The organism is Bradyrhizobium sp. WD16 (genome assembly GCF_024181725.1).
Lineage (GTDB): Bacteria > Pseudomonadota > Alphaproteobacteria > Rhizobiales > Xanthobacteraceae > Bradyrhizobium_A.
Genome location: NZ_CP028908.1, coordinates 1,435,396 through 1,460,673 on the forward strand (window position 1 = coordinate 1,435,396; position 25,278 = coordinate 1,460,673).

Below are 25,278 nucleotides of genomic sequence, written 5' to 3' on the forward strand. Positions count from 1 at the left end.
CAGCGGCGAGGTGATCGCCCCTGCCTCGGCGCGAAGCCATGGCCTCGAGGCCAGCCGGCATCAACCGCCAGTTAACGAGCAACAACCATTACGCGCGCTTGACAGGCGCGGGCCGCGATGTACCCACGCTGACGATCAACGCCGCGCAGGCGATTCGGGCCCCATCCGGCTCCTGGCGAAGCGAGGGTGTTTTCACCGGCTGCCGCCTTCAAGGTGCCGTCATTGCCCTGTCAGCCTGCGGGGAAGATCGCCATTTTGTTGCCAAGGATCGACCCTGATGGGCGCTTCGAGACCTCACCACCCCGATGCCAACCGCCCGGCCGCGACGGGGCCTGCCGCTCCGACACCGACCCGCCGGCGGCGCGGTTCGCCGGCCTTCTGGCTGGTCATGGCCGGCCTGATCGCCCTCAGCTTCGGTTTCACCACTGGAACCGCCCTCGCCCAGGGCGCGGTCCGCTCCGTTCATGGCGACTGGCAGATCCGCTGCGATACCCCGCCGGGAGCCCAGGCGGAACAATGTGCCCTGATCCAGAGCGTGGTGGCGGAAGACAGGTCCAATGCCGGCCTGACCGTCATCATCCTCAAGACCGCCGACCAGAAGAGCCGGCTGATGCGGGTGGTGGCACCGCTCGGGGTGCTTCTGCCCTCCGGCCTCGGCCTCAAGCTCGACAATAATGATGTCGGCCGCGCCGGGTTCGTCCGCTGCCTGCCCAATGGCTGTGTCGCCGAAGTGGTGCTGGACGAAAACCTCCTGAACCAGCTCAAGACCGCCAAGACGGCGACATTCATCATCTTCGAGACGCCGGAGGAAGGCATCGGCTTTCCGCTCAGCCTCAAGGGCCTCGGCGAGGGCTTCGACAAGCTGCCCTGAATAACCGCTTCATTTGCCGCACAGTCATAAATTTTCTAGTGGATTGAACGACTTGACGTTCGCTTCCCGAGCCCGCGACCGGGGAACGGCGAACACGGGATCTTGCGCGGCTTCCGCTGGTTCTCGACCGCGGCAATCCCTATGTTGGTGGGCAAGACCCTGACCGCCAACGCTGCGACCGCCGCGCCGCCCGGGCGTTCCCCGCTGCAATCGGAGTTTCCATGACTCAGCAGACCGACAGCCCCGCCTCCCTCAGTTCCCTGCTCGATCGCGCCGGTCTCGATCGCGACGCGGTGCGCGGCGAGATGACCCGCGGCCTCGACGGCGCCGACGACGGCGAACTGTTCCTCGAATACAGGCAGTCGGAAGGGCTGATGTTCGACAACGGCCGCCTCAAGCAGGCGACCTACGACACCGCCCAGGGCTTCGGCCTGCGCGCCGTCAAGGGCGATGCGGTCGGTTACGCCCATGCCTCGGACATGTCGATGCCGGCGCTCGCCCGCGCCGCCGATGCCGTCCGCGCGGTGCGTGGCGGCTACAGCGGCAACTTCGCGGCAGCGCCGGCGCACAGCAATGCCAGGCTTTATGGCGACGACAATCCGCTCGACGGCGAGGCCTTCGAAAGCAAGGTCAAATTGCTCGCCGAGATCGACGCCTATGTCCGCGACAAGGACCCGCGGGTGCGGCAGGTCTCGGTGAGTCTCGGCGCCACCTGGCAGGTGGTGGAGATCTTCCGTCCCGACGGCGAAAGCTATCGCGACATCCGCCCGCTGGTGCGGATCAACGTTTCGGTGGTGGTCGGCTCCGGCGATCGGCAGGAGACCGGCAGCCACGGCTATGGCGGCCGCGAGGCCTATGCCCGCTTCATCGAAACCAAGGCCTGGCGCGATGCCGCCGACGGCGCGTTGCGCCAGGCCCTGGTCAATCTCGAATCGGTGCCTGCGCCGGCCGGCGAGATGGACGTGGTGCTCGGCCCGGGCTGGCCGGGCGTGATGCTGCACGAGGCCGTCGGCCACGGCCTCGAAGGCGATTTCAACCGCAAGCAGACCTCCGCCTTCGCCGGACTGCTGGGCCAGCAGGTCGCCGCCAAAGGCGTCACGGTGGTCGATGACGGCACCATCGCCGCGCGCCGTGGTTCGCTGTCGATCGACGACGAGGGCACGCCGACCAGCCGCACGGTGCTGATCGAGGACGGCATCCTGGTCGGCTACATGCAGGACCGCCAGAACGCCCGGCTGATGAACATGAAGCCGACCGGCAACGGCCGGCGCGAAAGCTACGCCCACATGCCGATGCCGCGCATGACCAACACCTACATGCCCGCCGGGCCGCACGACCCGGCGGCGATCATCGCCTCGGTCAAGAACGGCATCTACGCCGTCAATTTCGGCGGCGGCCAGGTCGACATCACCTCGGGCAAATACGTCTTCCAGTGCACCGAGGCCTATCGCATCGAGAACGGCAAGATCGGCGCCCCGGTCAAAGGCGCCATGCTGATCGGCAACGGCCCCACCGACCTGCACCGCATCACCATGGTGGGCAACGACCTCGAGCTCGACGCCGGCATCGGCACCTGCGGCAAGAACGGCCAGGGCGTGCCGGTCGGCGTCGGCCAGCCGACCTTGCGCATGGACCGCATCACCGTCGGAGGAACCGGGGCGTGAGCAGCGAGACGACGACGACCGCCAGGACCGTGCGTAACTGGACCGGCGCCGCCGCCCAGATGGTCTCGGTGTTCCTGCTGGTGATGGCGGCAAAGGGCGCCATCGCCGAGCCGTTCTATGTCCCGTCCGGTTCGATGGAGCCGACGCTGCTGATCGGCGATGCGCTGCTCGCCAGCAAATATCCCTACGGCTACAGCGCCGCCTCGGTGCCGCTGAACGTCTCGCTGCCCTCGACCTCGCGGGTGCTCGGCGCCCTGCCGGAGCGCGGCGACGTCGTGGTGTTTCGCTGGCCGGGCGACCATTCGCAGGTCTGGGTCAAGCGCGTGGTTGGCCTGCCGGGCGATCGCATCCAGATGAAGCAGGGCGAACTGTTCATCAACGGCACGCCGGCGACGCTCAAGCCCGACGGCACCGGCGAGGCCGAGAACGACGACGGCTCCAAGGCCGCCGCGCCGCGCTATGTCGAAATCCTGCCCGGCGGCCGCAGCCATCCGATCCTCAAGCTGCGCGCCCACGGCTTCCTCGACAACACGCCCGAAATCACCGTGCCGGCCGGGCGCCTGTTCGTGCTCGGCGACAACCGCGACAACTCCGCCGACAGCCGGGTGCCGCTGGCCGAGGGCGGCGTCGGACTGTTGCCGGTGGACAATCTCGTCGGCCGCGTCGAGACCGTGCTCGGCTCCTGGGACATCGCCCAGCACCATCGCTCGCCGGCGACCTGGCTCGACGCGCTGCGGGGCTCGCGCTTCCTGACCATCGTGCGGTAAGCGTCATCGGAGCGAGGGTGCGAACGACCTCGCTCAGCGCACCACGCCGGATGTGAAGCCCGGCTTGCGGCGCGGCGGCTTGATCTGGTTCTTCAGGAAGCACCGCGGCTCCCGACCGAGATAGCCCGGCCGCGCATAGGTCCAGGCCCGACACTTGTTGTCGCCGACACAGGCGGCCCGGCAGGCCTCGTCCTTGTCGCTCGCCTTCATCTCGAAACTGCGATAGTCGCCGCCGAAGCGATCGGTCGACATCTCGACTGCGCCGGTCCGCTGTTCGACCACGCCCGCGCCGCGCACGCCCGAGACGCAGCAATTGCTCTCGATCCGCGGCGGCACCGCGCTCTTCAGCCAGCAGGTCGCCTCGGCCGCAGCGTAGGTCGGATAGTTGAAGCTCCAGGCGCGACAACGCCGGTCGCGCTCGCATTGAAGCGCGCAATCCGCCGGATCGCCCGACAGCACCGGAGAATGCGCATAGTCGCTACCCGGCCGGTCGTAATTGACCTGGGCGAAGCTTGCCGGCGCTACAACCGCCACAATCAACGCCGTCAGCATGGCGCGCATCAGCGGCCGCACTCCTCCGAGCGACGGCCGGCGCGCGCGACAGCGTTGGGGGCGGACCATTCCGGACTCTCTCGGCGAGGGCGACAAACCGGCAAGCGGGTGTTGAAGCAGGGATCGACGTCGGATCGTCTTCGCGGGCCTGGGCTCGCAAGCGATCCGCTTCATTAAGACGCCAGCTTTCTGTACGCCAGATGAACGGGCCCGCCGCAACGGCGGCACCGTCATTCAGGATGTTCGTTTCAGGACATGTTCGTTTCAGGACTTTGCCGATCGGCGGCACGCCGATTGCGGCAGCTGCCCGGTTCAGAAGGCGAACTCCTCATAGGCCGGGTCGACCGAACCGCCCCATGCCCCATGATATTTCAACAGCATCTCCTCGGCGGGGGTCCTGCCGGCAGCGATGATCTGATCGAGCGGCTCGAGATAGCGGGATTCGTCGCGCCCGGTCTGGTCGACTTGGCCGCGGCGGCGCAGTCCGGCATGGGCCAGCACCAGGCATTCCTTCGCGATCTCGAATAGATAGCGATCGCCGATCCTGGCCTTGAAGCCGAGCCGCGGCACCTCGTCGCGCAATTGCTGGCGCTGCGCCGCGCTCCACGGGCGCACCAGGTCCCAGGCAGCCGAGAGGCTGTCGTCGTCGTAAAGCAATCCGACCCAGAAGGCAGACAAGCCGGGCAGACGGCCCCACGGCGCGCCGTCGGCGCCGCGCATTTCGAGATAGCGCTTGAGCCTCACCTCGGGGAAGATCGTGGACAGATGGTTGGCCCAGTCGGACAGGGTCGGCCGTTCACCGGGCAGTTTCTCGTTACGGCCTTCGAAAAAGGCGCGGAAGGAATCCCCGGCGACGTCGATATAGGAATCGCCGCGCTTGATGAAATACATCGGCACGTCGAGGGCATAATCGACCCAGCGCTCGAACCCCATGCCGTCCTCGAACGCCCAGGGCAGCATGCCGGAGCGATCCGCATCGGTGTCGCGCCAGATCTCCGAGCGGAACGACAGGAAGCCGTTGGGCTTGCCCTCGGTGAAGGGCGAGTTGGCGAAGAGGGCGGTGGCGACCGGCTGCAGCGCCAACGAGACCCGCAGCTTCTTCACCATGTCGGCTTCCGAGGAGAAGTCGAGATTGGTCTGCACCGTGCAGGTCCGGTACATCATGTCGAGCCCGAGACTGCCGACCTTCGGCATGTAGCTGGTCATGATCTGGTAGCGGCCCTTGGGCATTTTCGGAATCTCGCCGCGCGACCAGGACGGCGTCATGCCGAGGCCGAGAAAGCCGATGCCGAGCGGGGTCGCGACCTCGCGCACCTGGGCGAGATGCGCCATCAGCTCGCCGGCGGTCTGGTGCACGGTCTCCACCGGCGCGCCGGAGAGTTCGAACTGGCCGCCGGGCTCGAGCGAAATGGCGCCGCCGCCGGTGACATCGAGCAGGCCGATGATGTTGCCCTGCTCCATGATCGGTTCCCAGCCGAGCAGATCCTCCATGCCCCGGAGCAGCGCCTCGATGCCACGGCCGCCGGCATAAGGCACCGGGCGGTGTCCATCCAGCGTGAAGGGCGTCTTTTCGTGCTCCGTGCCGATGCGGAATTCGGCGGCGGGCTTGCAGCCGGCCTCGAGCCACGCGACGAGATCGTCGCGGCTCTGGAGCGGGGTCATGTCGATCTGGTCACGAGCCATGGAAAGTCCGGTCGAGAACCGCGGCAGCGTCGCAGGCGCGCGGTCGGGAATGGGGACCGCCTGCGCCGGCGGCCAAGGGTGAATAAAAGCTCATCGGACGCCCGCGGCGTCTTTGCCGGGCAGGAGCGCGGCATCGTTGCAGGAGCAGCCCAGGCGGTCGAGCAGATCGCAGAGTCTCAGCGCGTCGCCGTCGGAGAGCTTGGAACCGATGTGGCGCTCGATGGCCGCCGAATAGGCCTGCCACATCTTCTTCTGCAGCTCGCGGCCGGCCTCGGTGATCTCGATGAACTGGCCGCGCTTGTCCATCTTGCATTCGCGGCGGACGGCGAGTCCCTCGTCGACCAGACGGTCGATCAGCCGCGACGTCGAATATTGCGGAATCAGCATCTGCCGCTCGAGTTCGACGGGACGCATCTCGCCGCGCGGCGAGCGCGACAGCTCGAACAGCGCGTCATACCAGGCGAGCGGCGGAAACCCGGCCTTCTTCAGGTCATGCTCGACGGCGTCGAGCACCCGGCTCTGCACCCGCATCAGGCGGATCCAGGCGGCTGTCGCTTCGCTCGAGGGTTTACGCTTCATGATCCCGTCATGGTGGTTCGCCGCGACTATAGCCCGGTCAATGCAGCTGCATCAATATTGACAGTTCCGTGCAGGCATTTAAACGCATGCGGCAACGAACCCATTTCTCCGGTGGAGTGGATTTGCCACTCGCCACCTTCGGACCATCCAGGGAGGCCCATGATGAAACTTTATTATACGCCCGGCGCCTGCTCGCTGTCGCCCCATATCGCCCTCAAGGAGGCCGGCCTGCCGCACGAACTGGTCAAAGTCGATCTCAGGGCCAAGAAGCTCGCCAATGGCGAGGATTTCACCAAGATCAATCCAAAAGGCCAGGTGCCGGCCCTGCAGCTCGATAACGGCGAGTTGCTGACCGAGGGGCCCGTCATCGTCCAGATGATCGCCGATCATGTGCCGGAGAAGAAACTGGCACCGGCGAACGGCACACCCGAGCGCTATCGTCTGCAGGAATGGCTGAACTTCATCGGCACCGAGATCCACAAGACCTTCAGCCCGCTATTCAACCCCACCCTGGCGGACGAGGCCAAGGCAGTGTTCCGGAACCGGCTCGCCATCCGCCTCGGCCATGTCGACAGCGCCCTCGCCGGCCGCGACTACCTGATGGGCAAGGAATTCACCGTCGCCGACGGCTATCTCTACACCATGCTGCGCTGGGCCGAAAACATGAAGATCGACCTTGCGGCAATGCCGAACCTGATCGCCTACCAGGCACGGGTCGCGGCGCGGCCGCAGGTCCAGGCGGCACTGGCGGCGGAGACGTAACGCCTCGCACTGCCGATCGGCCGGCGCTGAGCTCCCCCATTTCCACCATGACGACAGGGCCGGATCGACGATCCGGCCCTTGATGTTTGCAGACGCGCCTGGTGGCAAACGCTTTACGCGCCTGCGGCGAGGCGGTTGGCGAATGTCAAATCCACTCCAGTAGGCCCGTCAGGCCGCGGTCTTCTTCGGCGGGAAACGGCCGTAGAAGGTCTCGCCCTTGGCCGCCATCTCGACCAGCAGCTTCGGCGGAGTGAAGCGCGAGCCATACTTGGCTTCGAGCTTGTGGCAGAGTTCGACGAAGGCTTTCGTGCCCATGAAGTCGATATAGGACAGCGTGCCGCCGGTGAACGGTGCGAAGCCGAAACCGAGGATCGAGCCGACATCGGCCTCGCGCGGATCGGTGATGACGTGATCCTCCACCGTGCGCGCCGCCTCGACGGCCTGCACCACCAGGAAGCGCTGCTTGAGCTCCTCGACGTCGAGGGTGTCGGGATCGAGCTTCCTCGGCAGCAGTTCGCCGAGACCGGCCCACAGCCGCTTCTGGCCCTTGCCCTTCTCGGGATACTCGTAGAAGCCCTTGCCGTTCTTGCGGCCGAGACGGCCGAGCTTCTCCACCAGTTCGACCATCAGCTTCTTCTGCTGCTGGTCGACGGCGTTGGCGCCGAGATCGGCCTCGGTCGCCTTCATGATCTTGAGCACGAGGTCGAGGGCGATCTCGTCGCTCAGCGACAGCGGCCCGACCGGCATGCCGGCCATCTTCGCGGTGGTCTCGATCATCGCCGGCGGCACGCCCTCCATCAGCATCTCGAGGCCTTCGGCGGTGAAGCGCAGCACGCAGCGATTGGCGAAGAAGCCGCGCGAATCGTTGACCACGATCGGCGTCTTGCCGATCTGGCGGACGTAATCGAGCGCGGTGGCGAGCGCCAGGTCGCCGGTCTCCCTGCCGACGATGATCTCCACCAGCAGCATCTTCTCGACCGGCGAGAAGAAGTGGATGCCGATGAACTTCGCCTTGTCCTTGAACTCCTCGGCCAGCGAGTTGATCGGCAGCGTCGAGGTGTTGGAGGCGAAGATCGCTCCGTCCTTGAGCAGCGGCTCGGCCTTGGCGTAGGTGTCCGCCTTGATCTTGCGATCCTCGAACACCGCCTCGATCACGAGATCGCAGTCGCGGATCGCGTCATAGTCGGCGGTGGCGGTGATCCGGCCGAGCAGCGCGTCGCGATCGGCCTCCTTGGCGCGGCCCTTGGCGACGAGGCCGTCGATCATCGACTTGGCGTGGGCCTTGCCCTTGTCGGCGCTGTCCTGGTCGCGGTCGATCAGCACGACCTCGATGCCGGCCTGGGCCGAGACGTAGCCGACACTCGCGCCCATGAAGCCGGCGCCGATCACGGCAAGCTTCCTGACCTTGGTCGGCGGCACGTTCTGCGGCCGGCGGGCGCCCTTGTTGAGCTCCTGCATCGAGACGAACAGGCTGCGGATCATCGCCGCCGCCTCCTTGGAGCGCAGAACATTGGCGAAGTAGCGCGATTCGACGCGCAGTGCCGCATCCATCGGCAGCTGCAGGCCCTCATAGACGCACTGCATCACCGCACGAGCCGCCGGATAGTTGTCGTAGGTCTCCCGGCGGAAGATGGCGTTGGCCGGCGGGAAGGTCGACACGCCGGCCTTGGAATAGACCGGGCCGTTCGGCAGCCTGAAGCCCTTCTCGTCCCACGGCGCCACCGCCTTGCCGCCGCCCTTGATCCAGTCCTTGGCGGTCGTGATCAGGTCGGCCGCGGGCACCACGGCGTCGACCAGCTTGGCCGCCCTGGCCTTGGCGAGATTGAGCGCCTCGCCCTTGAGCAGCAATTGCAGCGCGTCCTGGAGCTGCATGATGCGCGGCAGCCGCTGGGTGCCGCCGGCGCCGGGGAACAGGCCGACCTTGATTTCGGGCAGGCCGAGCCGGGTCTTCGGATTCTCGGCCGCGACACGGTGGTGGCAGGCCAGCGTCAGCTCGAAGGCGCCACCGAGGGCGAGGCCGTTGATGGCCGCGACCCACGGCTTGCCCGAGGTCTCGATGGCGCGGAACGCCAGCGACAGCTTGCGGCTCTCGTCGAACAGCAGCTGATTGGCGGCTTGCTCGCCCTTGCCTTTCAGGGTTTCGAGATAGCTGCGGTTCATCGTCTCGAGCATGGTGAGGTCGGCGCCGGCGGCCATCGCCTCCTTGCCCGAGGTCACCACCACGCCCTTGACCGCGGCGTCCGCCGAGGTCTCGCGCACGATGGCGCCGAGTTCCTCGATGGTAGTGGCGTCGAACACGTTCATCGACCGCCCGGGGCTGTCCCAGGTGACCAGCGCGATGCCGTCGGCGTCGGTTTCGACCTTGAAGTTCTTGTAAGCCATTTGTCGGTTCCTCGAATGTGGGCCGTCGCCGGGCGGCCGCGGGAAGCGGCGCCGCGGGCGAGGCGGGACGATCAGACGCGTTCGATGATGGTGGCGGTGCCCATGCCGCCGCCGATGCACAGGGTCACCAGCGCGGTCGACAGGTTGCGGCGCTCCAGCTCGTCGAGCACCGTGCCGAGGATCATGGCGCCGGTGGCGCCGAGCGGATGGCCGAGCGCGATGGCACCGCCATTGACGTTGACCTTGTCGTTGTCGATCTCGAACGCCTGCATGTAGCGCAGCACCACCGAGGCGAAGGCCTCGTTGAGCTCGAACAGGTCGATGTCGGACAGCTTCATGCCGGAGCGGGCCAGCACCTTCCGGGTGACGTCGATCGGGCCGGTCAGCATCATCGCCGGCTCGGAGCCGATATTGGCGAAGGCGCGGATCTTCGCCCGCGGCTTGAGGTCGTGCTTCTTGCCGGCCTCCTGGCTGCCGATCAGCACCGCGCCGGCGCCGTCGACGATGCCGGAGGAGTTGCCGGCATGATGGACGTAATTGACCGCCTCGATCTCCGGGTGGGACTGGATGGCGACGGCCTCGAAGCCGCCCATCGCGCCCATGACCGCGAAGGAGGGCTGCAGCTGCGCCAGCGACTGCATCGTCGTCTGCGGCCGCATGTGCTCGTCCTTGTCGAGGATGGTGAGGCCGTTGATGTCCTTGACCGCGATCACCGATTTCTTGAAACGCCCTTCGTCCCAGGCCTTGCCGGCACGCTGCTGGCTCTGCACCGCGTAGGCGTCGACGTCATCGCGCGAGAAACCGTATTTGGTCGCGATCAGGTCGGCCGCGACGCCCTGGGGCATGAAATAGGACGGCACCGCCATCGACGGGTCCATCGGCCACGACGCGCCGGACGACAGGATGCCGACACGGCTCATGGATTCGGCGCCGCCGCCGATCGTCAGCTCATGCTGGCCCGCGATCACCTGCGCCGCGGCGAAATTCACCGCGTCGAGGCCCGAGGCGCAGAAGCGGCTGACCTGGATGCCGGGCACCGCGGTGCCGAGGCCGGCCTTCATCGCCGCAAAGCGCGCGATGTCGCCGCCCGCCTCGCCGATCGGATCGACGACGCCGAGAATGACGTCGTCGACGCTGTCGACGGCAAGGTTGTTGCGCTCCTTGAGCGCCTGCAGCGGCGCGGTGGCAAGAGCGAGCGCGGTCACCTCGTGCAGCGCGCCGTCCGGCTTGCCGCGACCGCGCGGGGTGCGGACGTGATCGTAGATGAATGCTTCAGCCATTGATGGCCTCCCTCGACCTGACGTTCTGAATTGGCTCTGATTGATCATATCGGATGGACTGCGACCGCGGCGAGACGGCGCGTTCAGAACGCGTCCGCCGCCAGCTCCATGGTGGTGGCGGCGCCGCTCTGGATGCGGGCGAGATGCGCGGCGGTTTCCGGCAGCACGCGCTCCATGAAGAACTTGCCGGTCACCAGCTTGGTCCTGAGATGCTGCGCGCCGTCGCCGGCCGCGATCTTGTCGCTCGCCACCTTGGCCATGCGCGCCCACATGTAGCCGAGCACGACGAGGCCGAAGAGATGCATGTAGTCGGTCGAGGCGGCGCCGGCATTGTCCGGCTTGGCCATGGCGTTCTGCATCAGCCACATGGTGGCCTGCTGCAGATGGCCGAGCGCGGTGCTGAGCGGCGCCACATAGGGCTTCATCGCCTCGTCGCCGCCGTGCTCTTTGGCGAAGGCGCCGACCTCGTTGAAGAAGGCCATCGCGGCGCGACCGCCGTCCTTGGGCAGCTTGCGGCCGACCAGGTCGAGCGCCTGGATGCCGTTGGCGCCTTCATAGATCATGGCGATACGGGCATCGCGGACGAACTGCTCCATGCCCCATTCTGCGATGTAGCCGTGACCGCCGAACATCTGCTGGGCCGCCACCGCGTTGGAAAAGCCGAGATCGGTCATCACGCCCTTCATCACCGGCGTCAGCAGGCCGAGATGATCCTCGGCCTCCTGCCGCTCCTTGGCGTCGCTCGACTTGCGCGCGACGTCGGCCTTGAGCGAGGTCCAGATCATCATGGCGCGCGAGGCTTCGTTGAAGGCGCGGATGGTGAGCAGGGTGCGGCGCACGTCGGGATGGACGATGATCGGATCGGCGGCCTTGTCCGGGGCCTTCGGCCCCGACAGCGAACGGCCCTGCAGGCGCTCCTTCGCGTAGGCGACCGCGTTCTGGTAGGCCACTTCGGACTGCGCGAGGCCCTGCGCCGCAACCCCGAGCCGCGCCTCGTTCATCATCACGAACATGGCGTTGAGACCCTTGTTCTCCTCGCCGACCAGCCAGCCCGTGGCGTTGTCGTAGTTCATGACGCAGGTGGCATTGCCGTGAATGCCCATCTTGTGCTCGATCGAGCCGCAGCTCACGCCGTTCCTGGCGCCGAGGCTGCCGTCCGCATTGACGAGGAATTTCGGCACCACGAACAGCGAAATGCCCTTGGTGCCGGCCGGCGCGCCTTCGATGCGGGCAATCACCAGGTGGACGATATTCTCGGTGATGTCCTGGTCGCCGCCGGAGATGAAGATCTTGGTGCCGGAGATCTTGAAGCTGCCGTCCGCCTGCCGCGCCGCCTTGGTGCGCAGCAGTCCGAGATCGGTGCCGCAATGCGGCTCGGTCAGATTCATCGTGCCGGCCCATTTGCCGGCGAGCATGTTCGGAATGTAGGTCTGCTTGATGCCGTCGTCGGCGTGCGCCACCAGCGCCGCCACGGCGCCAAGCGTCAGGCCGTGATACATCGAGAACGCCATGTTGGCGGAGATCATGAACTCGCCGATGGTCTGCGCCAGCGTCTGCGGCAGTCCCTGGCCGCCATATTCCACCGGGCCGGCGAGACCGATCCAGCCGCCCTCGCCCATCTGGCGGAACGCCTCCTTGAAACCCTTGGGGGTGGTGACGCGGCCGTCGTCGTCACGCTTGCAGCCCTCGAGATCGCCGACCCGGTTGAGCGGCTGCAGGACTTCCTCGCTGAACTTGGCCGCCTCCGACAGAATCGCGTCGCGCACATCCGCGGAGGCGTCGCTGAACCCTGGCAGATTGTTGTAGCGGTCGAAGTGGAAGACGTCGTCCAGCAGAAATTTGACGTCTTCGAGGGGGGCCCTGTAGCTCGGCATCTGGTCGTTCTCCCAAGAATTTCGGTGTTGGCCGGTGGGCCGGCCTTGAACCGTCTCCCTTAGGACGCTTCCTGCATTGCAGCAATGCTGCTTTGGAACATCGAGAACCAAAATTCGCGGTTGGGGCTCCGGGGTTCGACATCATGGTTAGCCCCGGGGGACGCGCCCGAGGCACCGCCAACCGACAGTTGGTGAGGTTAAAGTTTTGCGCTCCCCAGCGCTTTGCTTAACCGCCTGTTTACCGTAACGCGAAAAAGTCGGCTCCGAACAGTCCCGCCGCGTTCCCAGACGGGCGTGGCGGTTGATGGCGCTGGCTGACAGCGCGGGCAGATACCGGACCGGGCATGACATCGCGCGTATCGTGGAGTGTTGAAGGGATCGAGCCGTCCGTCCGGGATCGGGCCGAGGCCGCGGCGCAGCGTGCCGGGATGAGCCTGAGCGACTGGATCAGCTCGACGCTGGGCGACTCGCGGCCACGCGACAGCGCCGACGTCAGCGAAATCCACCAGCGGCTCGACGCCATCACCCGGCACATCGAACAGATTTCGCAGGTCACGCCGAGGCGCGAGGGCGGCGGCGTGGCGCGCCAGCTGAACGAGGCGATATCGCGCCTCGATGCCCGCCTTGCCCAGATCTCCCAGCCGCCGCGCTCGGAACCGGCCGCGGCGGCGCGACCCCCGGCAAGGCCGGACCATACCATGGCACCGCGCGAGGAGTTCCGGCGCGAGGAGCCCGCGCGGCGGCCGAGCGCCACGACCCTGCCCGAACTGCTCGAATTCGACGTCGCCGAAATCCAGGCGCGCCAGCGCCAGCTGCTGGCTGAAACCGCGCGGCCGGCGATATTCGCGTCACCGCCGCCGTCGCCCCCGCCGGCGCCGAGGGAAGCCGCCCCCGATCTGTCAGGCTTCGAAAAGCAGCTGCAATACCTCACCAGCCAGATCGAAAGCCTGCGCCGGTCCGACGGCGTCGAGGAGGCGATCGCCACCTTCCGCAGCGAGCTCGCCGAGATGCGCGCCGCGATCAGCGAGGCCCTGCCGCGCCATGCGCTGGAAGGGCTGGAAGCGGAGATCCGCACCGTGGCGCGCCGGATCGACGAGAGCCACCAGAGCGGCGTCGACAGCAAGGCCCTGCAGAGCATCGAGCAGGCGCTGCGCGACATCTACGACACCTTGCGCACGCTCACGCCGGCCGAGCAGCTCGCCGGCTTCGACGAGGCGATCCGCAATCTCTCCGGCAGGATCGACGCCCTCATCCGCACCAGTCCCGATGCCGGGGCGATGCAGCAGCTCGAAGGCACCATCGGCGCGCTTCGCGAGATCGTCGGCAACGTCGCCTCGGGGGATACCCTGGCGCGGCTCAGCGACGACGTGCACAACCTCGGCGCTCGCCTCGAGGAGCTCGCCGCCGCCGGGGCGTTTTCCGCCTCGCTGGGCGCCCTGGAAGAGCGCATCGCGGCGCTGACCGAAAGCCTGCAGACGCGCGATCGCCCGTCCGGCGACGGCGATTCGCTGGAGACGGCCGTCCGCACGCTGTCGGAGCGCATCGACCGGCTTTCGGTCGGCAGCGACGCGCCCGCCGCCTTCGCCCATCTCGAGCAGCGCGTCGTCCAACTGCTCGAACGGCTCGAGCAGGTCGAAGCCCGGCCCGCCGCGCTCGGCCGCGTCGAGGACGGCCTCAACGACATCCTGGGCCATCTCGAGCAGCAGCGCGCGAGCTTCGCCCGCCTGAGCGAGGCGGCGGCGCCCCAGCCGGCCATGGACCAGGACGTCGTCGACGCCATCCGCCGCGAACTGTCCGGCCTGCGGCTCAGCTGCGACGAGAACGACCGCAACACCCAGGATGCCCTGGAGAGCGTGCACACGACACTTGGCCACGTGGTCGACCGCCTCGCCGCCATCGAGGGCGACCTGCGCGATGCCCGCACCGAGCGTGCGGCCGCCGAGGTCTCCGCGCGGCCGCTTCAGCCCGAACGTTTCGCTCCGATCATTCCCGAGGCGCCCCCGATCATCTCCTCGACCGCGCTGTCGGCGCCAATGCCGGCGCCGAGGCGCAACGCCAGTCCGCGGCTGGAGCTACCGAATCCGGCGGTGGCCGCCGCACCGATGGCGGCGCGCGATATCGACACCCAGGCATCGAACACCATCAGCGACATCCTCCAGGCGGCCCGCGGCCCGGTGCCGCTGCGCGAGGTGTTCGAACCGCGGGCCCCGCTCGCGCCCGAACTGCCTCCGGACTTTCCGCTGGAGCCCGGCACGCGCATGGAGCCGCGCGACTTCGCGCCGTCCTCGCCCTCGGAGCGGATCGCCGCGTCCGAGCAGGTGCTGAGCGAAATTCCGGCGAGCGCGCCGCAGCCCGCCACCACATCCAACTTCATCGCTGCTGCAAGACGCGCGGCCCAGGCGGCTGCCAGCCATCCGGGGGCGGCCGCCAAGGACCAGCCGGCGCGCAGCTCCTTCCTCGGCGGCCTGCTCAAGAAGACCGGGGCCAAGGCGGCGAGCAGGACCAAGCCGGAGACCAGGGTCGCACCCAAGGTCGAGGCCAAGATCGGTGCCAAGATCGGTGCCAAGATCGGCGCCAAGGCCCGAACCAAGGTCGAGCCCCCGGCGGAACCCAACAAGTCCGAGTTCAAGGCCGATCCCAGGGCCGAGTTCAAGGTCCGGCCCAAGCCGGCGCCGGCCGCCCCGGCGCACGCCGCGCCCCCCGCCAACGGATTGACCATCAGCTCGAAGATTCGTTCGCTGCTGGTCGGCGCCAGCGTCGTCGTGATCGTTCTGTCCGGCTTCAAGATGGCCGTAAACCTGCTCGACGGCGGCGATCACGCCGCGGTCGAGCGCTCCGTCGGAAATTCGAGCGAGGCGATGCTGCCGCTGACGTCGATGACCGCGCCGGCGAGGTCCGCCGCCGAGCTCACGCTACCGTCCGTGACCGCGCCGACGCCGATGACCCATCAGGTCCCGGTGCCGGCCGACGACGCCCCCGCCGCGCCGAAACCGGCCGACGTCACCGGATCGATCGCCCCGGCGCCGGCGTCCGAGAGCCGCGCGGCCACCGCCGCGCCGACGCTGTCGCCGCCCGGCTCGATCACGCGCGCCCCGGTCTCCGACACCATCCCGGAGTCGATCGGCGGACCGGTGCTGCGGTCGGCCGCGCTCAAGGGCGATCCCGCCGCCGCCTATGAAATCGGCGTGCGCTATGCCGAAGGCCGTGGCGTGGCGGTGAACTACGAGGAAGCGGCCAAATGGTACGATCGTGCCGCCGATGGCGGCATTGTTCCGGCCATGTTCCGCCTCGGCACGCTCTATGAGAAGGGCCTCGGCGGCCGCAAGGATGTCGACGCCGCGCGACGCTACTACATTCGCGCCGCCGAGCGGGGCAACGCCAAGGCGATGCACAACCTCGCGGTGCTCGAAGCCGATGGCGGCGCGCGGGGCCCGAACTACAAGCTCGCGGCGCAATGGTTCCTCAAGGCGGCCGAGCGCGGTGTCGGTGACAGCCAGTTCAATCTCGGCATCCTTTACGCCCGCGGCATCGGCGTCGATCAGAACCTCGCCGAATCCTACAAATGGTTCAGCCTGGCCGCTGCCCAGGGCGATGCCGACGCCGGTCGCAAGCGCGACGACGTCGCCAAGCGCCTCGATGCCCAGTCGCTCGCCGCGGCCAAGCTCGCGATCCAGACCTTCAGTGCCGAGGCGCAGCCCGCGGACGCCACCACCGTCGCCGCCCCGGCGGGCGGCTGGGACGCCGTGCCGCCGCCGGCGCCCACCACGACGCGGCGCCCGGCCAGGCCGGCCGCTGGCAAGACGCCCGGCCCCAGCGCCTCGGCGCGGTAACGGACCGGCGATCTATCCAGGCGAGCGCCGAAGTAACCCTTCCGTCACCCCGCTGCAGCCGGCGGTGAAAACTTCTGTTCGCTGCGCCGCAAATCCGGTTAAGCAGATCATGATCCGGCGCGGCGAGCGCGCCGGACGGACCGCGGCAGGGCACAAACGTGCAGATCTATCTTCCGGTCGCCGATCTTCCGGTCAACATCCTGCTGGTACTGGCGATGGGCATCGCCGTCGGCTTCGTCTCCGGCATGTTCGGCATCGGCGGCGGTTTCCTGATGACGCCGCTGCTGATCTTCATCGGCATCTCGCCGGCGGTCGCGGTGGCCTCGGTCTCCAGCCACATCGCCGCATCCTCCTTCTCCGGCGCTCTGTCCTATTGGCGACGACAGGCGGTCGATCCGGCACTGGCGGCGGTCCTGCTGGTCGGCGGCATCATGGGCACCGCGCTCGGCGTCTGGCTGTTTTCCTTCCTGCGCTCGCTCGGCCAGCTCGACCTCACCATCGCGCTGTCCTACGTGGTGCTGCTGTCCGCCGTCGGCGGCCTGATGCTGTGGGAGGGCGTCTCTGCCATCCGGCGCGCCCGCCGCGGCGAGGCGGCGATGCCGCGCCGGCCGGGCAGCCATGTCTGGATCCACGGCCTGCCGCTGAAGATGCGCTTCAAGCGCTCCAAGATCTACCTGTCGGCCATTCCGGTCGTGACGGTCGGCGCGCTGATCGGCTTCGTCGGCGCCGTGATGGGCATCGGCGGCGCCTTCCTGCTGATTCCGATCATGATCTATCTGCTGCGGGTGCCGACCGGCGTCGTCATCGGCACGGCGCAGGTCCTGACCCTCACCACCATGGCGATGGCGACGCTGCTGCACGCCACCACCAATCATCTGGTCGACGCGGTGCTGGCGCTGATCCTGATGGTCGGCGGCGTCACCGGCGCCCAGTTCGGGGCCCGCGCCGGCCAGCGCATTCGCGGCGAGCACCTGCGCCTGCTGCTCGGGCTGCTGATCCTGTCGGTCGGCATCCGTTTCGCGGTCGAACTGGTGATCCCGCCGCAGGAAATCTTCACGCTGCGCGAAACGGGGACCTCGCCATGAGGCTCCGGTCCCCTCTCGCCGCCCTGCTCGTCCTCGCCACCATCCTGGTCGCGCCAGCGGCGCGGGCCGAGCGGCTGATCGTTTCGGTCTCCAACGATCGCGTCACCGTCACCTCGAATTACGACGGCGAGGAGCTGGTGCTGTTCGGCGCCATCGAACGCGATGGCGCGCCCGACGGCCGGACCTATGACCTTGTGGTCACCGTCAGCGGTCCGCCGGCCGATCTCGTGACGCGGCGCAAGGAGCGCAAACTCGGTATCTGGGTCAACGTCGATTCGCGGCAATTCATCAACGTGCCGTCCTACCTCGCGGTGTTCGCCAATCGGCCCTTCGACGCCGTCGCCACGCCGGAGCTGCGGCGCAATCTGCAGATCGGTCTCGATCACATCCTTCTCACCCAGCGGGTCGGCACCGATTATGCCGACGTGGTGGCGAGCGATCCGTTCCGGCGGGCCTTCCTGCGGCTGCGCAGCGACCACGGCCTCTACCGCGAGAACGCCGGCGCGGTGACCTTCCTGACCCCGACGCTGTTCCGCACCAGCATTCCGCTGCCTGCCCAGGTGCCGATCGGCGACTACGCGGTCGATATCAAGCTGCTTTCCGACGGCGTGCTGGTCGGGCGCACCGTCACCCGCTTCGAGATCGTCAAGGTCGGTTTCGAACAGTTCGTCGCCACCGCCGCGCGCCAGCAGCCGCTGCTCTACGGCCTCGTCACGGTGATGATGGCACTGATCACCGGCTGGTTCGCCTCGATCATCTTCCGGCGGGATTGAAGGCGCGCTGGTCGGGCGTGGCCGCGTCCACGCCGGCTTCATCCGCCCCTTAGAGCACCGCCGCCACCCCCATGGCGACGACGCAGACCGCCATGGCCGCGGTCGAGAGCCAGCCGAGCCAGCGCAGCGGCCCGGTCACCACGAACTTGTCCATGATGTCGTGGCGCGCCGAAATCAGCATCAGGAGCACCATCACCGGCACCGCCAGGACGCCGTTGATCACCGCGCTCCAGTACAGCGCAGCGATCGGGCTGATCGGAGTGAAATTCAAGGCGATGCCGAGACCGGCGGAGAGCGCCAGCGTGGCATAGAAGGCGATGGCCTCGCGCGGCTTGCGGGCAAGACCCACTCGCCAGCGCCGGCCCTCGCCGATGGCATAGGCGGCGGAGCCCGCCAGCACCGGCACGGCGAGCATGCCCGTGCCGATGATGCCGATGGCGAAGATGTATTCGGCGAAGGCGCCGGCGATCGGCCGCAGCGCCTCGGCGGCCTGCGACGAGGTTGCGATATCGGTCCGTCCCGACGCATGCAGCGTCGCCGCCGCCGTGATGATGATCGACAGCGCGATCAGGTTCGAGAAGGCCATGCCGGCCACCGTATCGGTACGGATGCGGTGGAATTCGCTGGCGGCGCCGGCGGGGTGCGCCACCAAAGGATGCTTGCGCGGATCGACGCGCTGATCCTCGGCCTCCTGCGACGCCTGCCAGAAGAACAGATAGGGCGAGATGGTGGTGCCGAGGATCGCGACCAGCGTCGTCAGGAAACCCGAACTCCATTCGATGCGCGGCAGCAGCACGCCCATGATCGCCTCGCTCCAATGCACCTTGGCGAAGCCGAGCGCGGCGACATAGGCGAACAGGCTGAGCGTCAGCCATTTCAGCACGGCACTGTAGCGGCGATAGTCGAGAAAGATCTGCGCCAGTGTCGACGAAATGCCGAACACGAGAACGTATAAGAAACCAGGGCCGCCGATCAGCAGCTTGAGCGCGTCGGCCATCGCGGCGAGATCGGCGCCGATATTGATCGTGTTCGCGACGAACAGCAGCACCACGACGAGATTGAGCACCGCGGGGGAATAATGGCGGGAGGCATTGCCGGCGATGCCGTGGCCGGTGACCCGGCCGACGCGAGCGGAGACTTCCTGGATCGCCGCCATCAGCGGGAATGTCAGCGGCATGGTCCAGCCGATGCCGTAACCGAGCTGCGCGCCGGCCTGGCTGTAGGTGCCGATGCCGGACGGATCGTCGTCCGAGGCCCCGGTGACGAGGCCCGGCCCCAGCGTCTTGAGAAAGCGGCGGACCCGAGAGGGCTCCTGCGCAGGCGGCGGCGCGGGATGGCGATGCGCGCCGGCCCGGCCTGCCTGGTAGTCGGATCGCGCGTGTTGCGTCATGCGGGAGGTGTTCCTGGCCGGGAAGAACCACCAGATGCAGCGGGGGTTCCGCGCCTCACCCCGCAGACTACAGCGTGAAGCGCGGTCGGCGCAAAGTCCCGCACCGAACTGCCGCTTATGGCAATTCGATCTCCGTCGCCTCGCCGGCCAGGTTGTCGCTGAGCCGGTCATGGCTGAGCAGCACCGCGTCGATCGGACCGATGTCGCCGGCCGCAAGCGCCGGCCCGGCGGTCTTGGTCAGCTCGACGTGGGGCAGATCATAATCGCCCCCGGGGGGGGGGGATCTAAGGTCGGGTCGGTGAGCAGACGTCGAAATCGACGGCTTTCGAGCAGCGCGGTCGGGCCGTCGATCAGGGGGATGCGCAACTGGCTCATTCGTCGTCTCCAAGGTTCGAAAGACTGCTCGAAGGACGGCTCGAAGCGGACGAAGGCCTGGCGGCCCGCGTCACCAGATAGATGCCGAGCGCCACCGGGACGATCCCGAGCAGATCGTGCGGCGCCAGCCGTTCGCCGAGAATCGCCCAGCCGAACAGCATGCCGAGCGGCGGCATCAGGAAATGCAGCGCGCTGGCGCCGGTGGCGCCATAGGTCGTGAGCAGGCGGAACCACAACAGATAGGCCACGATCGAGCCGCCGAGGATGAGATAGGTCCAGGCGGCGAACAGCCGCGCGCTCGGCACGATCTCGGCGTAATCGGAAAACATCAGCGCGAACGGCGCCACCGCGAGGCCGCCGGCGAGATTCTGGATGCCGTTGCCGATCCACAGGCTGCCCTGCGGGGCGAGGCGCTTGAACAGGATGGTGCCACCGACGATCGCCGCCAGCGCGCCGACCGAGAACGCGACGCCGACCGGACTGTCGCCGCCGCCATGAACCCGATCGGCGACGACGAGGGCGACGCCGAGAACACCGAGCACGAGGCCTGTCACCTTGCGCGCGGTGATGCGCTCACCGAGCAGCCGCGCCGCGAGCACCGCGGTGAAGACCGGATTGGCGCTGACGATCAGGGCGTTCAGCCCGGACGAGATGCTGCGCAGCCCGACATAGCCGAGCCCGAGATAGAGCGCGTTGTTGAAGATTCCGATCAGCGCGAAGGCCACGATGTCGCGGCGGCGCAGATCGAGACGCTCGCCGCGCAGCGCCGCAAGGCCGAGGATCAGCACGCCGGCGGCGAGGAAGCGTACGGTCAGGAAGATCAGCGGCGGACAGTCGGTGACGCCGATCTTGCCGGCGACGAAGGCGCTGCTCCACAGCAGGCAGAACAGCGGAATGGCGAGCGCGCCGAGCCGCGCAGAACGGGATGGGACGGACGAGGCGACGACGGACATTGACTGCTCCTGGCAAGTCTTCCCGTTTCCGACAATGGCGCCGGAAGGCGCCGCCGCTGTCCTGCGAACGCCGGCACGAGAGGGACTGGCTCGTCGGTCTAGGCGCTCGCCTTGGCATTCGGAAATTAAATGATAGAATGGACTTCAGTGAAAATGTGAATGGTTCAGTGCCATGATCCGGAACGCAGCCTTCGACCTCGATCTGTTGCGCAGCTTCGTCTCCGTGGTCGACGCCGGCGGCTTCACCCGCGCCGGGGAACGCGTCCACCGCACCCAGTCCACCGTCAGCCAGCAGATCCGTCGGCTCGAGGACTATGTCGGCCGGCCGCTGCTCAACCGCGTCGGCAAGCGCGTGACCCTGACCGACGACGGCGAGCGGCTGTTGTCCTATGCCCGGCGGATCCTGGCGCTGGCCGAAGAGGCGCGGGACGTGCTGGCGCGCCCCTGCGGCGAAGGCGCGGTGCGGCTCGGGCTACCGGAGGATTTCGCGGCCTATCGGCTGACGCGGCTGCTGGCCAGCTTCGTGCGATCGCGGCCGGGTCTGCGGCTCGACGTGCGCACCGAGCAGAGCGTCAACCTGCGCCGCGACCTCGAACGTGGCGAACTCGACCTCGCCCTGGTCAAGCGCGAGGCCGGCAGCGGCGAGGCCATCGCGGTCTGGCCGGAGCGGCTGCACTGGGTCACCAGCAAGGCGAACCCGGTGGTGCGCGACCTGCCGTCGCTGCCGCTGGTGTTCTTTCCGACCGGCTGCCTCTACCGGACGCGGGCAATCCACGCCATCGAGAGCATGGGGCGCGCCTGGCACATGGCCTATGCCTCTTCGTCGCTGGCCGGCATCCAGGCCGCAGTGGCCGCCGGCCTCGGGCTGAGCGTGTTGCCCGACATCGCGGTCCGCCCCGAGCATCGGCTGCTGACGGCGCGCGACGGCTTTCCGCCGATCGACCGCACCGAAGTGGCGCTGATCTCCCAGCCGGGCGCCAGCGCGGCGACGCTGCGGCTCGCCGAAAGGCTGGTCGCCTATTGCAACACCGTTCAGGCCAGGGCGGCTTAGCGTTCAATAGCAGCGCGAGGCGGCGATGGCATGCATCCGCCTGTCGCCGAGCACATGGGCGGTAAAGCCGAGCGTGCCGAAGATCGCCGAAAACGCTGCATCGCGGATGCTGAGGCCGCCGGCATAGGCGCCGAACGCCGGCATGACCGCGCGGCCGTCGTCGCAGGCGAAGCAGCGCCGGTCGAAGGAGCGGCCACGGCGCGCAATGCGCGCCTTGGGGTGGAGATGGCCGGCGATCTCGCCGCGCGCCCCCGTCGGTTCGTGGCGGAAGGTCAGCGGCCCGATCGTGATTGCGCTGCGCACCTCGCCGCCGAGATCATCCGGCAGGTCCGGATCGTGATTGCCGGCGATCCAGATCCAGTCGCGACCGGCCTGCAGCGCGCCGAGTGCGGCGCGCTCCGCGGCGCCGAGCCGCTCATGGGCATCGGCATCGTGGAAACTGTCGCCCAGGGCGATGACCGTGCGGGGATCATGGCGCGCGACGATCGCGGCGAGGCGCGACAGCGTCGCGGCGCTGTCATAGGGCGGCAGCAACACGCCGCGCCGCGCGAAGCTGGACCCCTTTTCCAGGTGCAGGTCGGAGACCACGACGACGCGCTCGGCCGCCCAGACGAAGGCGCCGGAGAGGTCGGCGAGGAGGTCGATACCGACGATGCGTACGCACGAGGCCGAATGCGACCCCGCTAAATCAGCCGGCGCAGAGGAGAGTGCGATCATGCCACCTTAGTACTGGCCGCAGGCAGGAGCCGCAAGCAGACGGGGGTCTCTCCGCGTCAGCTTGGTGCAGTTACGACATCGCCTCCTCGACGAGACCGGCGGCGGCCTCGGCCAGCAGTTCGTCGGAGGCCTCGCCGTAGACCGCCTCGCGGCCGATTTCGAGCATCACCGGGACCGCCAGCGGCGAGATCTTGTCGAGTTCCCGATGGGTGACGTGATGACGGATGCGCGCCAGCATGTCGCCGAGGCGGCGCAGGTCGAGCAGGCCGGTCGCGGCATCGGCCCGCGCGGCGCGCAGCAGCACGTGGTCGGGCTGATGACGGCGCAGCACGTCGTAGACGAGGTCGGTCGAGAACAGCACCTGGCGCCGCGTCTTCTCCTCGCCGGTGAAGCGACGCGGAATGAGCCCCGAGATGATCGCGCAGCTGCGGAAGGTACGCTTCATCAGCGCCGATTCGGCGAGCCAGGCCTCGAGGTCGTCGCCGAGCATGTCGGCGTCGAACAGCGCGTCGAGATCGAGGCGCCGCTGCCGGATCATGGCGGAGAGATCGCCGAGGCACCACACCGCCAGGGCATATTCGTTGGCGACGAAGCCGAGCGGGCGGGCACGGGCGCGCTCGAGACGGCGCGTCAGCAGCATGCCGAGCGTCTGATGGGCGAGCCGGCCTTCGAATGGATAGCAGACGAGGTAGTGCTTGTCGGCGCGCGGGAAGGTCTCGACCACGAGTTCACGCGGTCCCGGCACCCGCGAGTGGCGCGCTTGCAGCTTGAGCCAGTCGCGCACCTGGTCGGGCAGCACGGCCCAGGCGCGCGGCTCGGCGAGCAGATGACGGACGCGCTCAGCGAGATAGGTCGACAGCGGAAACTTGCCCCCCATATACGACGGCACCCTGGGATCGGCGTCATGGGCGCGGGAGACATAGGCCTCGTCCTCGACGAGCGCCTCGAACCGCACGATCTCGCCGCCGAACACGAAGGTGTCGCCGACGCTCAGCGCCTCGATGAAATACTCCTCGATCTCGCCGAGCAGGCGGCCGCCGCGCCCGACCGGGCCGGTGGCGCCGCTGCCGCCGCGGCGTGCGCGCACCAGCCGCACCTTGAGCATCTGCTCTTCGACGATGGTGCCGACATTGAGACGATAGCTCTGGCGCACGGCCGGATTGGCCACCCGCCAGCGACCTTCCTTGTCGAGACGGATGCGGGCGAAACGCTCGTAGCTCTTCAAGGCGTAGCCGCCGGTGGCGACGAAATCGATGACGTCGTCGAAATCGCTGCGTGCCAGCGCGGCATAGGGCGCCGCGGCGCGCACCTCGTCGTAGAGCGCATCGGCGAGGAAAGGCTCGGCACAGGCGCAGCCGAGGACATGCTGGGCGAGGACGTCGAGGGCGCCGCGGCGCGGCGGCGGCGTATCCTGGGCGTTCTCCGCGACGGCATCGATGGCGGCGCGGCATTCGAGCACCTCGAAGCGGTTGGCCGGCACCAGGACCGCCCGCGAAGGTTCATCGAGGCGATGATTGGCGCGTCCGATCCGCTGCATCAGCCGCGAGGCGCCCTTGGGCGCGCCGACGTTGACGACGAGATCGATGTCGCCCCAATCGATGCCGAGATCGAGCGAGGAGGTGCAGACCACGGCGCGCAGCCGGCCGGCCGCCATGGCGTCCTCGACCTTGCGACGCTGGGCGACATCGAGCGAGCCGTGGTGCAGGGCGATGGCGAGGCCGTCGTCGTTCATTCGCCACAACTCCTGGAACAGCATCTCGGCCTGGCTGCGGGTGTTGACGAAGACCAGTGTCGTCTTGTGGCGGCGGATGAGTTCGTAGATCTCGCCCAGCGCATGGCGCGCCGAATGCCCCGCCCAGGGCAGCCGCTCGCGGCTGTCCAGCATGTCGACGATCGGCTGCGCCCCGCCCTCGGCGACGACGAGATCGGCCATGCAGGCGTCGCCGTCGCGCTGCGGCACCAGGAAGCGGCGCAGGGCATCCGGATCCGCAACGGTGGCGGAGAGGCCGACGGCGGAACAGCGTGGCGCCAGCCGGTGGAGCCGCGCCAGACCGAGCGACAGGAGATCGCCGCGCTTGGAGGTGACCAGGGCATGGAGCTCGTCGAGCACGATCCGCCGCAGCGAGCCGAACAGGAAGGGCGCATCGTCGGAGGCCAGCAGCAAAGCGAGTTGCTCGGGCGTCGTCAGCAGGATGTCGGGCGGGTATCTGCGCTGGCGGGCGCGGCGCGACACCGGCGTGTCGCCGGTGCGGGTCTCGAGCCGGACCGGCAGCTTCATGCCTTCGATCGGCGCCTCCAGATTGCGGGCGATATCGACGGCCAGCGCCTTCAGCGGTGAAATATACAGCGTATGCAGGCCGTTGCTCTGTCCCGCGCCGTCCTGTCCGGACACCCGACGGCCTTTGCCAGCGGCGGCGCCGGACAGCTCGACCAGGCTCGGCAGGAAGCCGGCGAGGGTCTTGCCGGCTCCGGTCGGGGCGATCAGCAGCGCCGAGCGCCCCTGTCCCGCCGTCTCGAGCAGCGCCAGCTGGTGCGCGCGCGGCGTCCAGCCCCGCGCCAAAAACCATTGCGAAAACAACGGCGGCAGAAGGGGCGACGACGCCGGCTCAGCGGTCGGGCGAGAGCTCATCTGGGCGGCCCCAGCCCGCCGCGCCGGCTTGGTCGGGACCGCCGCGCCACAGTTCCATTCC

The 25,278-nt window shown here is 68.1% G+C and carries 18 protein-coding genes; 8 read left to right on the top strand and 10 right to left on the bottom strand.

What is annotated here, in order from left to right; genetic code table 11:
* Nucleotides 1-388 precede the first annotated feature (388 nt).
* The 3 genes from DB459_RS06690 to lepB all read left to right on the top strand — a co-directional run bounded on the left by DB459_RS06690 (nt 389) and on the right by lepB (nt 3,302).
* A complete protein-coding gene (locus DB459_RS06690) occupies nt 389-871 on the top strand; it encodes an invasion associated locus B family protein (RefSeq protein WP_253713443.1) in 483 nt (160 codons plus the stop codon).
* A 221-nt stretch (nt 872-1,092) separates the two neighbouring features.
* Nucleotides 1,093-2,535 carry a metalloprotease TldD gene (gene tldD, locus DB459_RS06695; RefSeq protein WP_253712126.1) on the top strand — a complete coding sequence of 481 codons (1,443 nt, stop codon included), beginning with the start codon at nt 1,093-1,095 and terminating at the stop codon, nt 2,533-2,535.
* A 59-nt stretch (nt 2,536-2,594) separates the two neighbouring features.
* A complete protein-coding gene (lepB, locus tag DB459_RS06700; protein WP_253713444.1) occupies nt 2,595-3,302 on the top strand; it encodes a signal peptidase I in 708 nt (235 codons plus the stop codon).
* Nucleotides 3,303-3,335: 33 nt separating this feature from the next.
* Here lepB and DB459_RS06705 read toward each other — a convergent pair whose 3' ends face one another.
* The 3 genes from DB459_RS06705 to DB459_RS06715 form a co-directional block, all read right to left on the bottom strand.
* Nucleotides 3,336-3,863, bottom strand: a complete 528-nt coding sequence (locus tag DB459_RS06705; RefSeq protein WP_253712127.1) for a PAN domain-containing protein — start codon at nt 3,861-3,863, stop codon at nt 3,336-3,338.
* Nucleotides 3,864-4,166: 303 nt separating this feature from the next.
* Entirely contained in the window at nt 4,167-5,537 is a 1,371-nt protein-coding gene (locus tag DB459_RS06710; protein ID WP_253712128.1) for a glutamate--cysteine ligase, read from the bottom strand.
* Nucleotides 5,538-5,627: 90 nt separating this feature from the next.
* Nucleotides 5,628-6,116, bottom strand: coding sequence for a MarR family winged helix-turn-helix transcriptional regulator (locus DB459_RS06715; protein WP_253712129.1), 489 nt, complete (start codon nt 6,114-6,116; stop codon nt 5,628-5,630).
* 162 nt (nt 6,117-6,278) lie between these two features.
* On the opposite strand from DB459_RS06715, the gene gstA reads away from it, so the two are divergent.
* Nucleotides 6,279-6,878 (top strand): glutathione transferase GstA, encoded by a 600-nt coding sequence (gstA, locus tag DB459_RS06720; RefSeq protein ID WP_253712130.1) that lies wholly within the window; start codon nt 6,279-6,281, stop codon nt 6,876-6,878.
* A gap of 168 nt (nt 6,879-7,046) precedes the next feature.
* Here the strand turns inward: gstA and DB459_RS06725 are convergent, their stop codons facing one another.
* The 3 genes from DB459_RS06725 to DB459_RS06735 form a co-directional block, all read right to left on the bottom strand.
* Nucleotides 7,047-9,260, bottom strand: coding sequence for a 3-hydroxyacyl-CoA dehydrogenase NAD-binding domain-containing protein (locus tag DB459_RS06725; RefSeq protein WP_253712131.1), 2,214 nt, complete (start codon nt 9,258-9,260; stop codon nt 7,047-7,049).
* A 71-nt stretch (nt 9,261-9,331) separates the two neighbouring features.
* The gene (locus DB459_RS06730) at nt 9,332-10,540 is read right to left on the bottom strand and encodes an acetyl-CoA C-acetyltransferase (RefSeq protein WP_253712132.1); all 1,209 of its coding nucleotides are present in this window, start codon (nt 10,538-10,540) and stop codon (nt 9,332-9,334) included.
* An 83-nt stretch (nt 10,541-10,623) separates the two neighbouring features.
* Nucleotides 10,624-12,414: an acyl-CoA dehydrogenase C-terminal domain-containing protein gene (locus tag DB459_RS06735; RefSeq protein ID WP_253712133.1), complete on the bottom strand. Its 1,791-nt coding sequence runs from the start codon at nt 12,412-12,414 to the stop codon at nt 10,624-10,626.
* A 344-nt stretch (nt 12,415-12,758) separates the two neighbouring features.
* Here DB459_RS06735 and DB459_RS06740 point away from each other — a divergent pair, with 344 nt between their 5' ends.
* The 3 genes from DB459_RS06740 (at nt 12,759) to DB459_RS06750 (ending at nt 18,102) form a co-directional block, all read left to right on the top strand.
* Entirely contained in the window at nt 12,759-16,244 is a 3,486-nt protein-coding gene (locus DB459_RS06740; protein ID WP_253712134.1) for a hypothetical protein, read from the top strand.
* A gap of 158 nt (nt 16,245-16,402) precedes the next feature.
* Nucleotides 16,403-17,329: a sulfite exporter TauE/SafE family protein gene (locus DB459_RS06745; protein ID WP_253712135.1), complete on the top strand. Its 927-nt coding sequence runs from the start codon at nt 16,403-16,405 to the stop codon at nt 17,327-17,329.
* The gene (locus DB459_RS06750; protein WP_253712136.1) at nt 17,326-18,102 is read left to right on the top strand and encodes a TIGR02186 family protein; all 777 of its coding nucleotides are present in this window, start codon (nt 17,326-17,328) and stop codon (nt 18,100-18,102) included. Before DB459_RS06745 ends, DB459_RS06750 begins: the two co-directional genes overlap by 4 nt.
* A gap of 49 nt (nt 18,103-18,151) precedes the next feature.
* Here DB459_RS06750 and DB459_RS06755 read toward each other — a convergent pair whose 3' ends face one another.
* Nucleotides 18,152-19,492 (bottom strand): NRAMP family divalent metal transporter, encoded by a 1,341-nt coding sequence (locus DB459_RS06755; protein WP_253712137.1) that lies wholly within the window; start codon nt 19,490-19,492, stop codon nt 18,152-18,154.
* Between the two features lie 371 nt (nt 19,493-19,863).
* Nucleotides 19,864-20,820, bottom strand: coding sequence for a DMT family transporter (locus DB459_RS06765; protein WP_253712138.1), 957 nt, complete (start codon nt 20,818-20,820; stop codon nt 19,864-19,866).
* 172 nt (nt 20,821-20,992) lie between these two features.
* Between DB459_RS06765 and DB459_RS06770 the strand changes: the two genes are divergently transcribed.
* Nucleotides 20,993-21,871 (top strand): LysR substrate-binding domain-containing protein, encoded by an 879-nt coding sequence (locus DB459_RS06770; protein ID WP_253712139.1) that lies wholly within the window; start codon nt 20,993-20,995, stop codon nt 21,869-21,871.
* 3 nt (nt 21,872-21,874) lie between these two features.
* On the opposite strand, the gene pdeM is transcribed toward DB459_RS06770, so the two are convergent.
* Both pdeM and DB459_RS06780 read right to left on the bottom strand, forming a co-directional pair.
* Nucleotides 21,875-22,588, bottom strand: a complete 714-nt coding sequence (gene pdeM, locus DB459_RS06775; RefSeq protein ID WP_253712140.1) for a ligase-associated DNA damage response endonuclease PdeM — start codon at nt 22,586-22,588, stop codon at nt 21,875-21,877.
* Nucleotides 22,589-22,658: 70 nt separating this feature from the next.
* The gene (locus tag DB459_RS06780; protein ID WP_253712141.1) at nt 22,659-25,217 is read right to left on the bottom strand and encodes a ligase-associated DNA damage response DEXH box helicase; all 2,559 of its coding nucleotides are present in this window, start codon (nt 25,215-25,217) and stop codon (nt 22,659-22,661) included.
* Nucleotides 25,218-25,278: the final 61 nt, after the last annotated feature.

What these genes read in the sequence shown, in the direction of transcription:
- DB459_RS06780 (WP_253712141.1), bottom strand. Translation starts at nt 25,217, where the DNA reads ATGAGCTCTCGCCCGACCGCTGAGCCGGCGTCGTCGCCCCTTCTGCCG.
- DB459_RS06735 (WP_253712133.1), bottom strand. Translation starts at nt 12,414, where the DNA reads ATGCCGAGCTACAGGGCCCCCCTCGAAGACGTCAAATTTCTGCTGGAC.
- tldD (WP_253712126.1), top strand. Translation starts at nt 1,093, where the DNA reads ATGACTCAGCAGACCGACAGCCCCGCCTCCCTCAGTTCCCTGCTCGAT.
- DB459_RS06710 (WP_253712128.1), bottom strand. Translation starts at nt 5,537, where the DNA reads ATGGCTCGTGACCAGATCGACATGACCCCGCTCCAGAGCCGCGACGAT.
- pdeM (WP_253712140.1), bottom strand. Translation starts at nt 22,588, where the DNA reads ATGATCGCACTCTCCTCTGCGCCGGCTGATTTAGCGGGGTCGCATTCG.
- DB459_RS06755 (WP_253712137.1), bottom strand. Translation starts at nt 19,492, where the DNA reads ATGACGCAACACGCGCGATCCGACTACCAGGCAGGCCGGGCCGGCGCG.
- DB459_RS06770 (WP_253712139.1), top strand. Translation starts at nt 20,993, where the DNA reads ATGATCCGGAACGCAGCCTTCGACCTCGATCTGTTGCGCAGCTTCGTC.
- DB459_RS06750 (WP_253712136.1), top strand. Translation starts at nt 17,326, where the DNA reads ATGAGGCTCCGGTCCCCTCTCGCCGCCCTGCTCGTCCTCGCCACCATC.
- DB459_RS06690 (WP_253713443.1), top strand. Translation starts at nt 389, where the DNA reads ATGGCCGGCCTGATCGCCCTCAGCTTCGGTTTCACCACTGGAACCGCC.
- DB459_RS06740 (WP_253712134.1), top strand. Translation starts at nt 12,759, where the DNA reads ATGACATCGCGCGTATCGTGGAGTGTTGAAGGGATCGAGCCGTCCGTC.
- lepB (WP_253713444.1), top strand. Translation starts at nt 2,595, where the DNA reads ATGGTCTCGGTGTTCCTGCTGGTGATGGCGGCAAAGGGCGCCATCGCC.
- gstA (WP_253712130.1), top strand. Translation starts at nt 6,279, where the DNA reads ATGAAACTTTATTATACGCCCGGCGCCTGCTCGCTGTCGCCCCATATC.
- DB459_RS06725 (WP_253712131.1), bottom strand. Translation starts at nt 9,260, where the DNA reads ATGGCTTACAAGAACTTCAAGGTCGAAACCGACGCCGACGGCATCGCG.
- DB459_RS06705 (WP_253712127.1), bottom strand. Translation starts at nt 3,863, where the DNA reads ATGCGCGCCATGCTGACGGCGTTGATTGTGGCGGTTGTAGCGCCGGCA.
- DB459_RS06730 (WP_253712132.1), bottom strand. Translation starts at nt 10,540, where the DNA reads ATGGCTGAAGCATTCATCTACGATCACGTCCGCACCCCGCGCGGTCGC.
- DB459_RS06765 (WP_253712138.1), bottom strand. Translation starts at nt 20,820, where the DNA reads ATGTCCGTCGTCGCCTCGTCCGTCCCATCCCGTTCTGCGCGGCTCGGC.
- DB459_RS06715 (WP_253712129.1), bottom strand. Translation starts at nt 6,116, where the DNA reads ATGAAGCGTAAACCCTCGAGCGAAGCGACAGCCGCCTGGATCCGCCTG.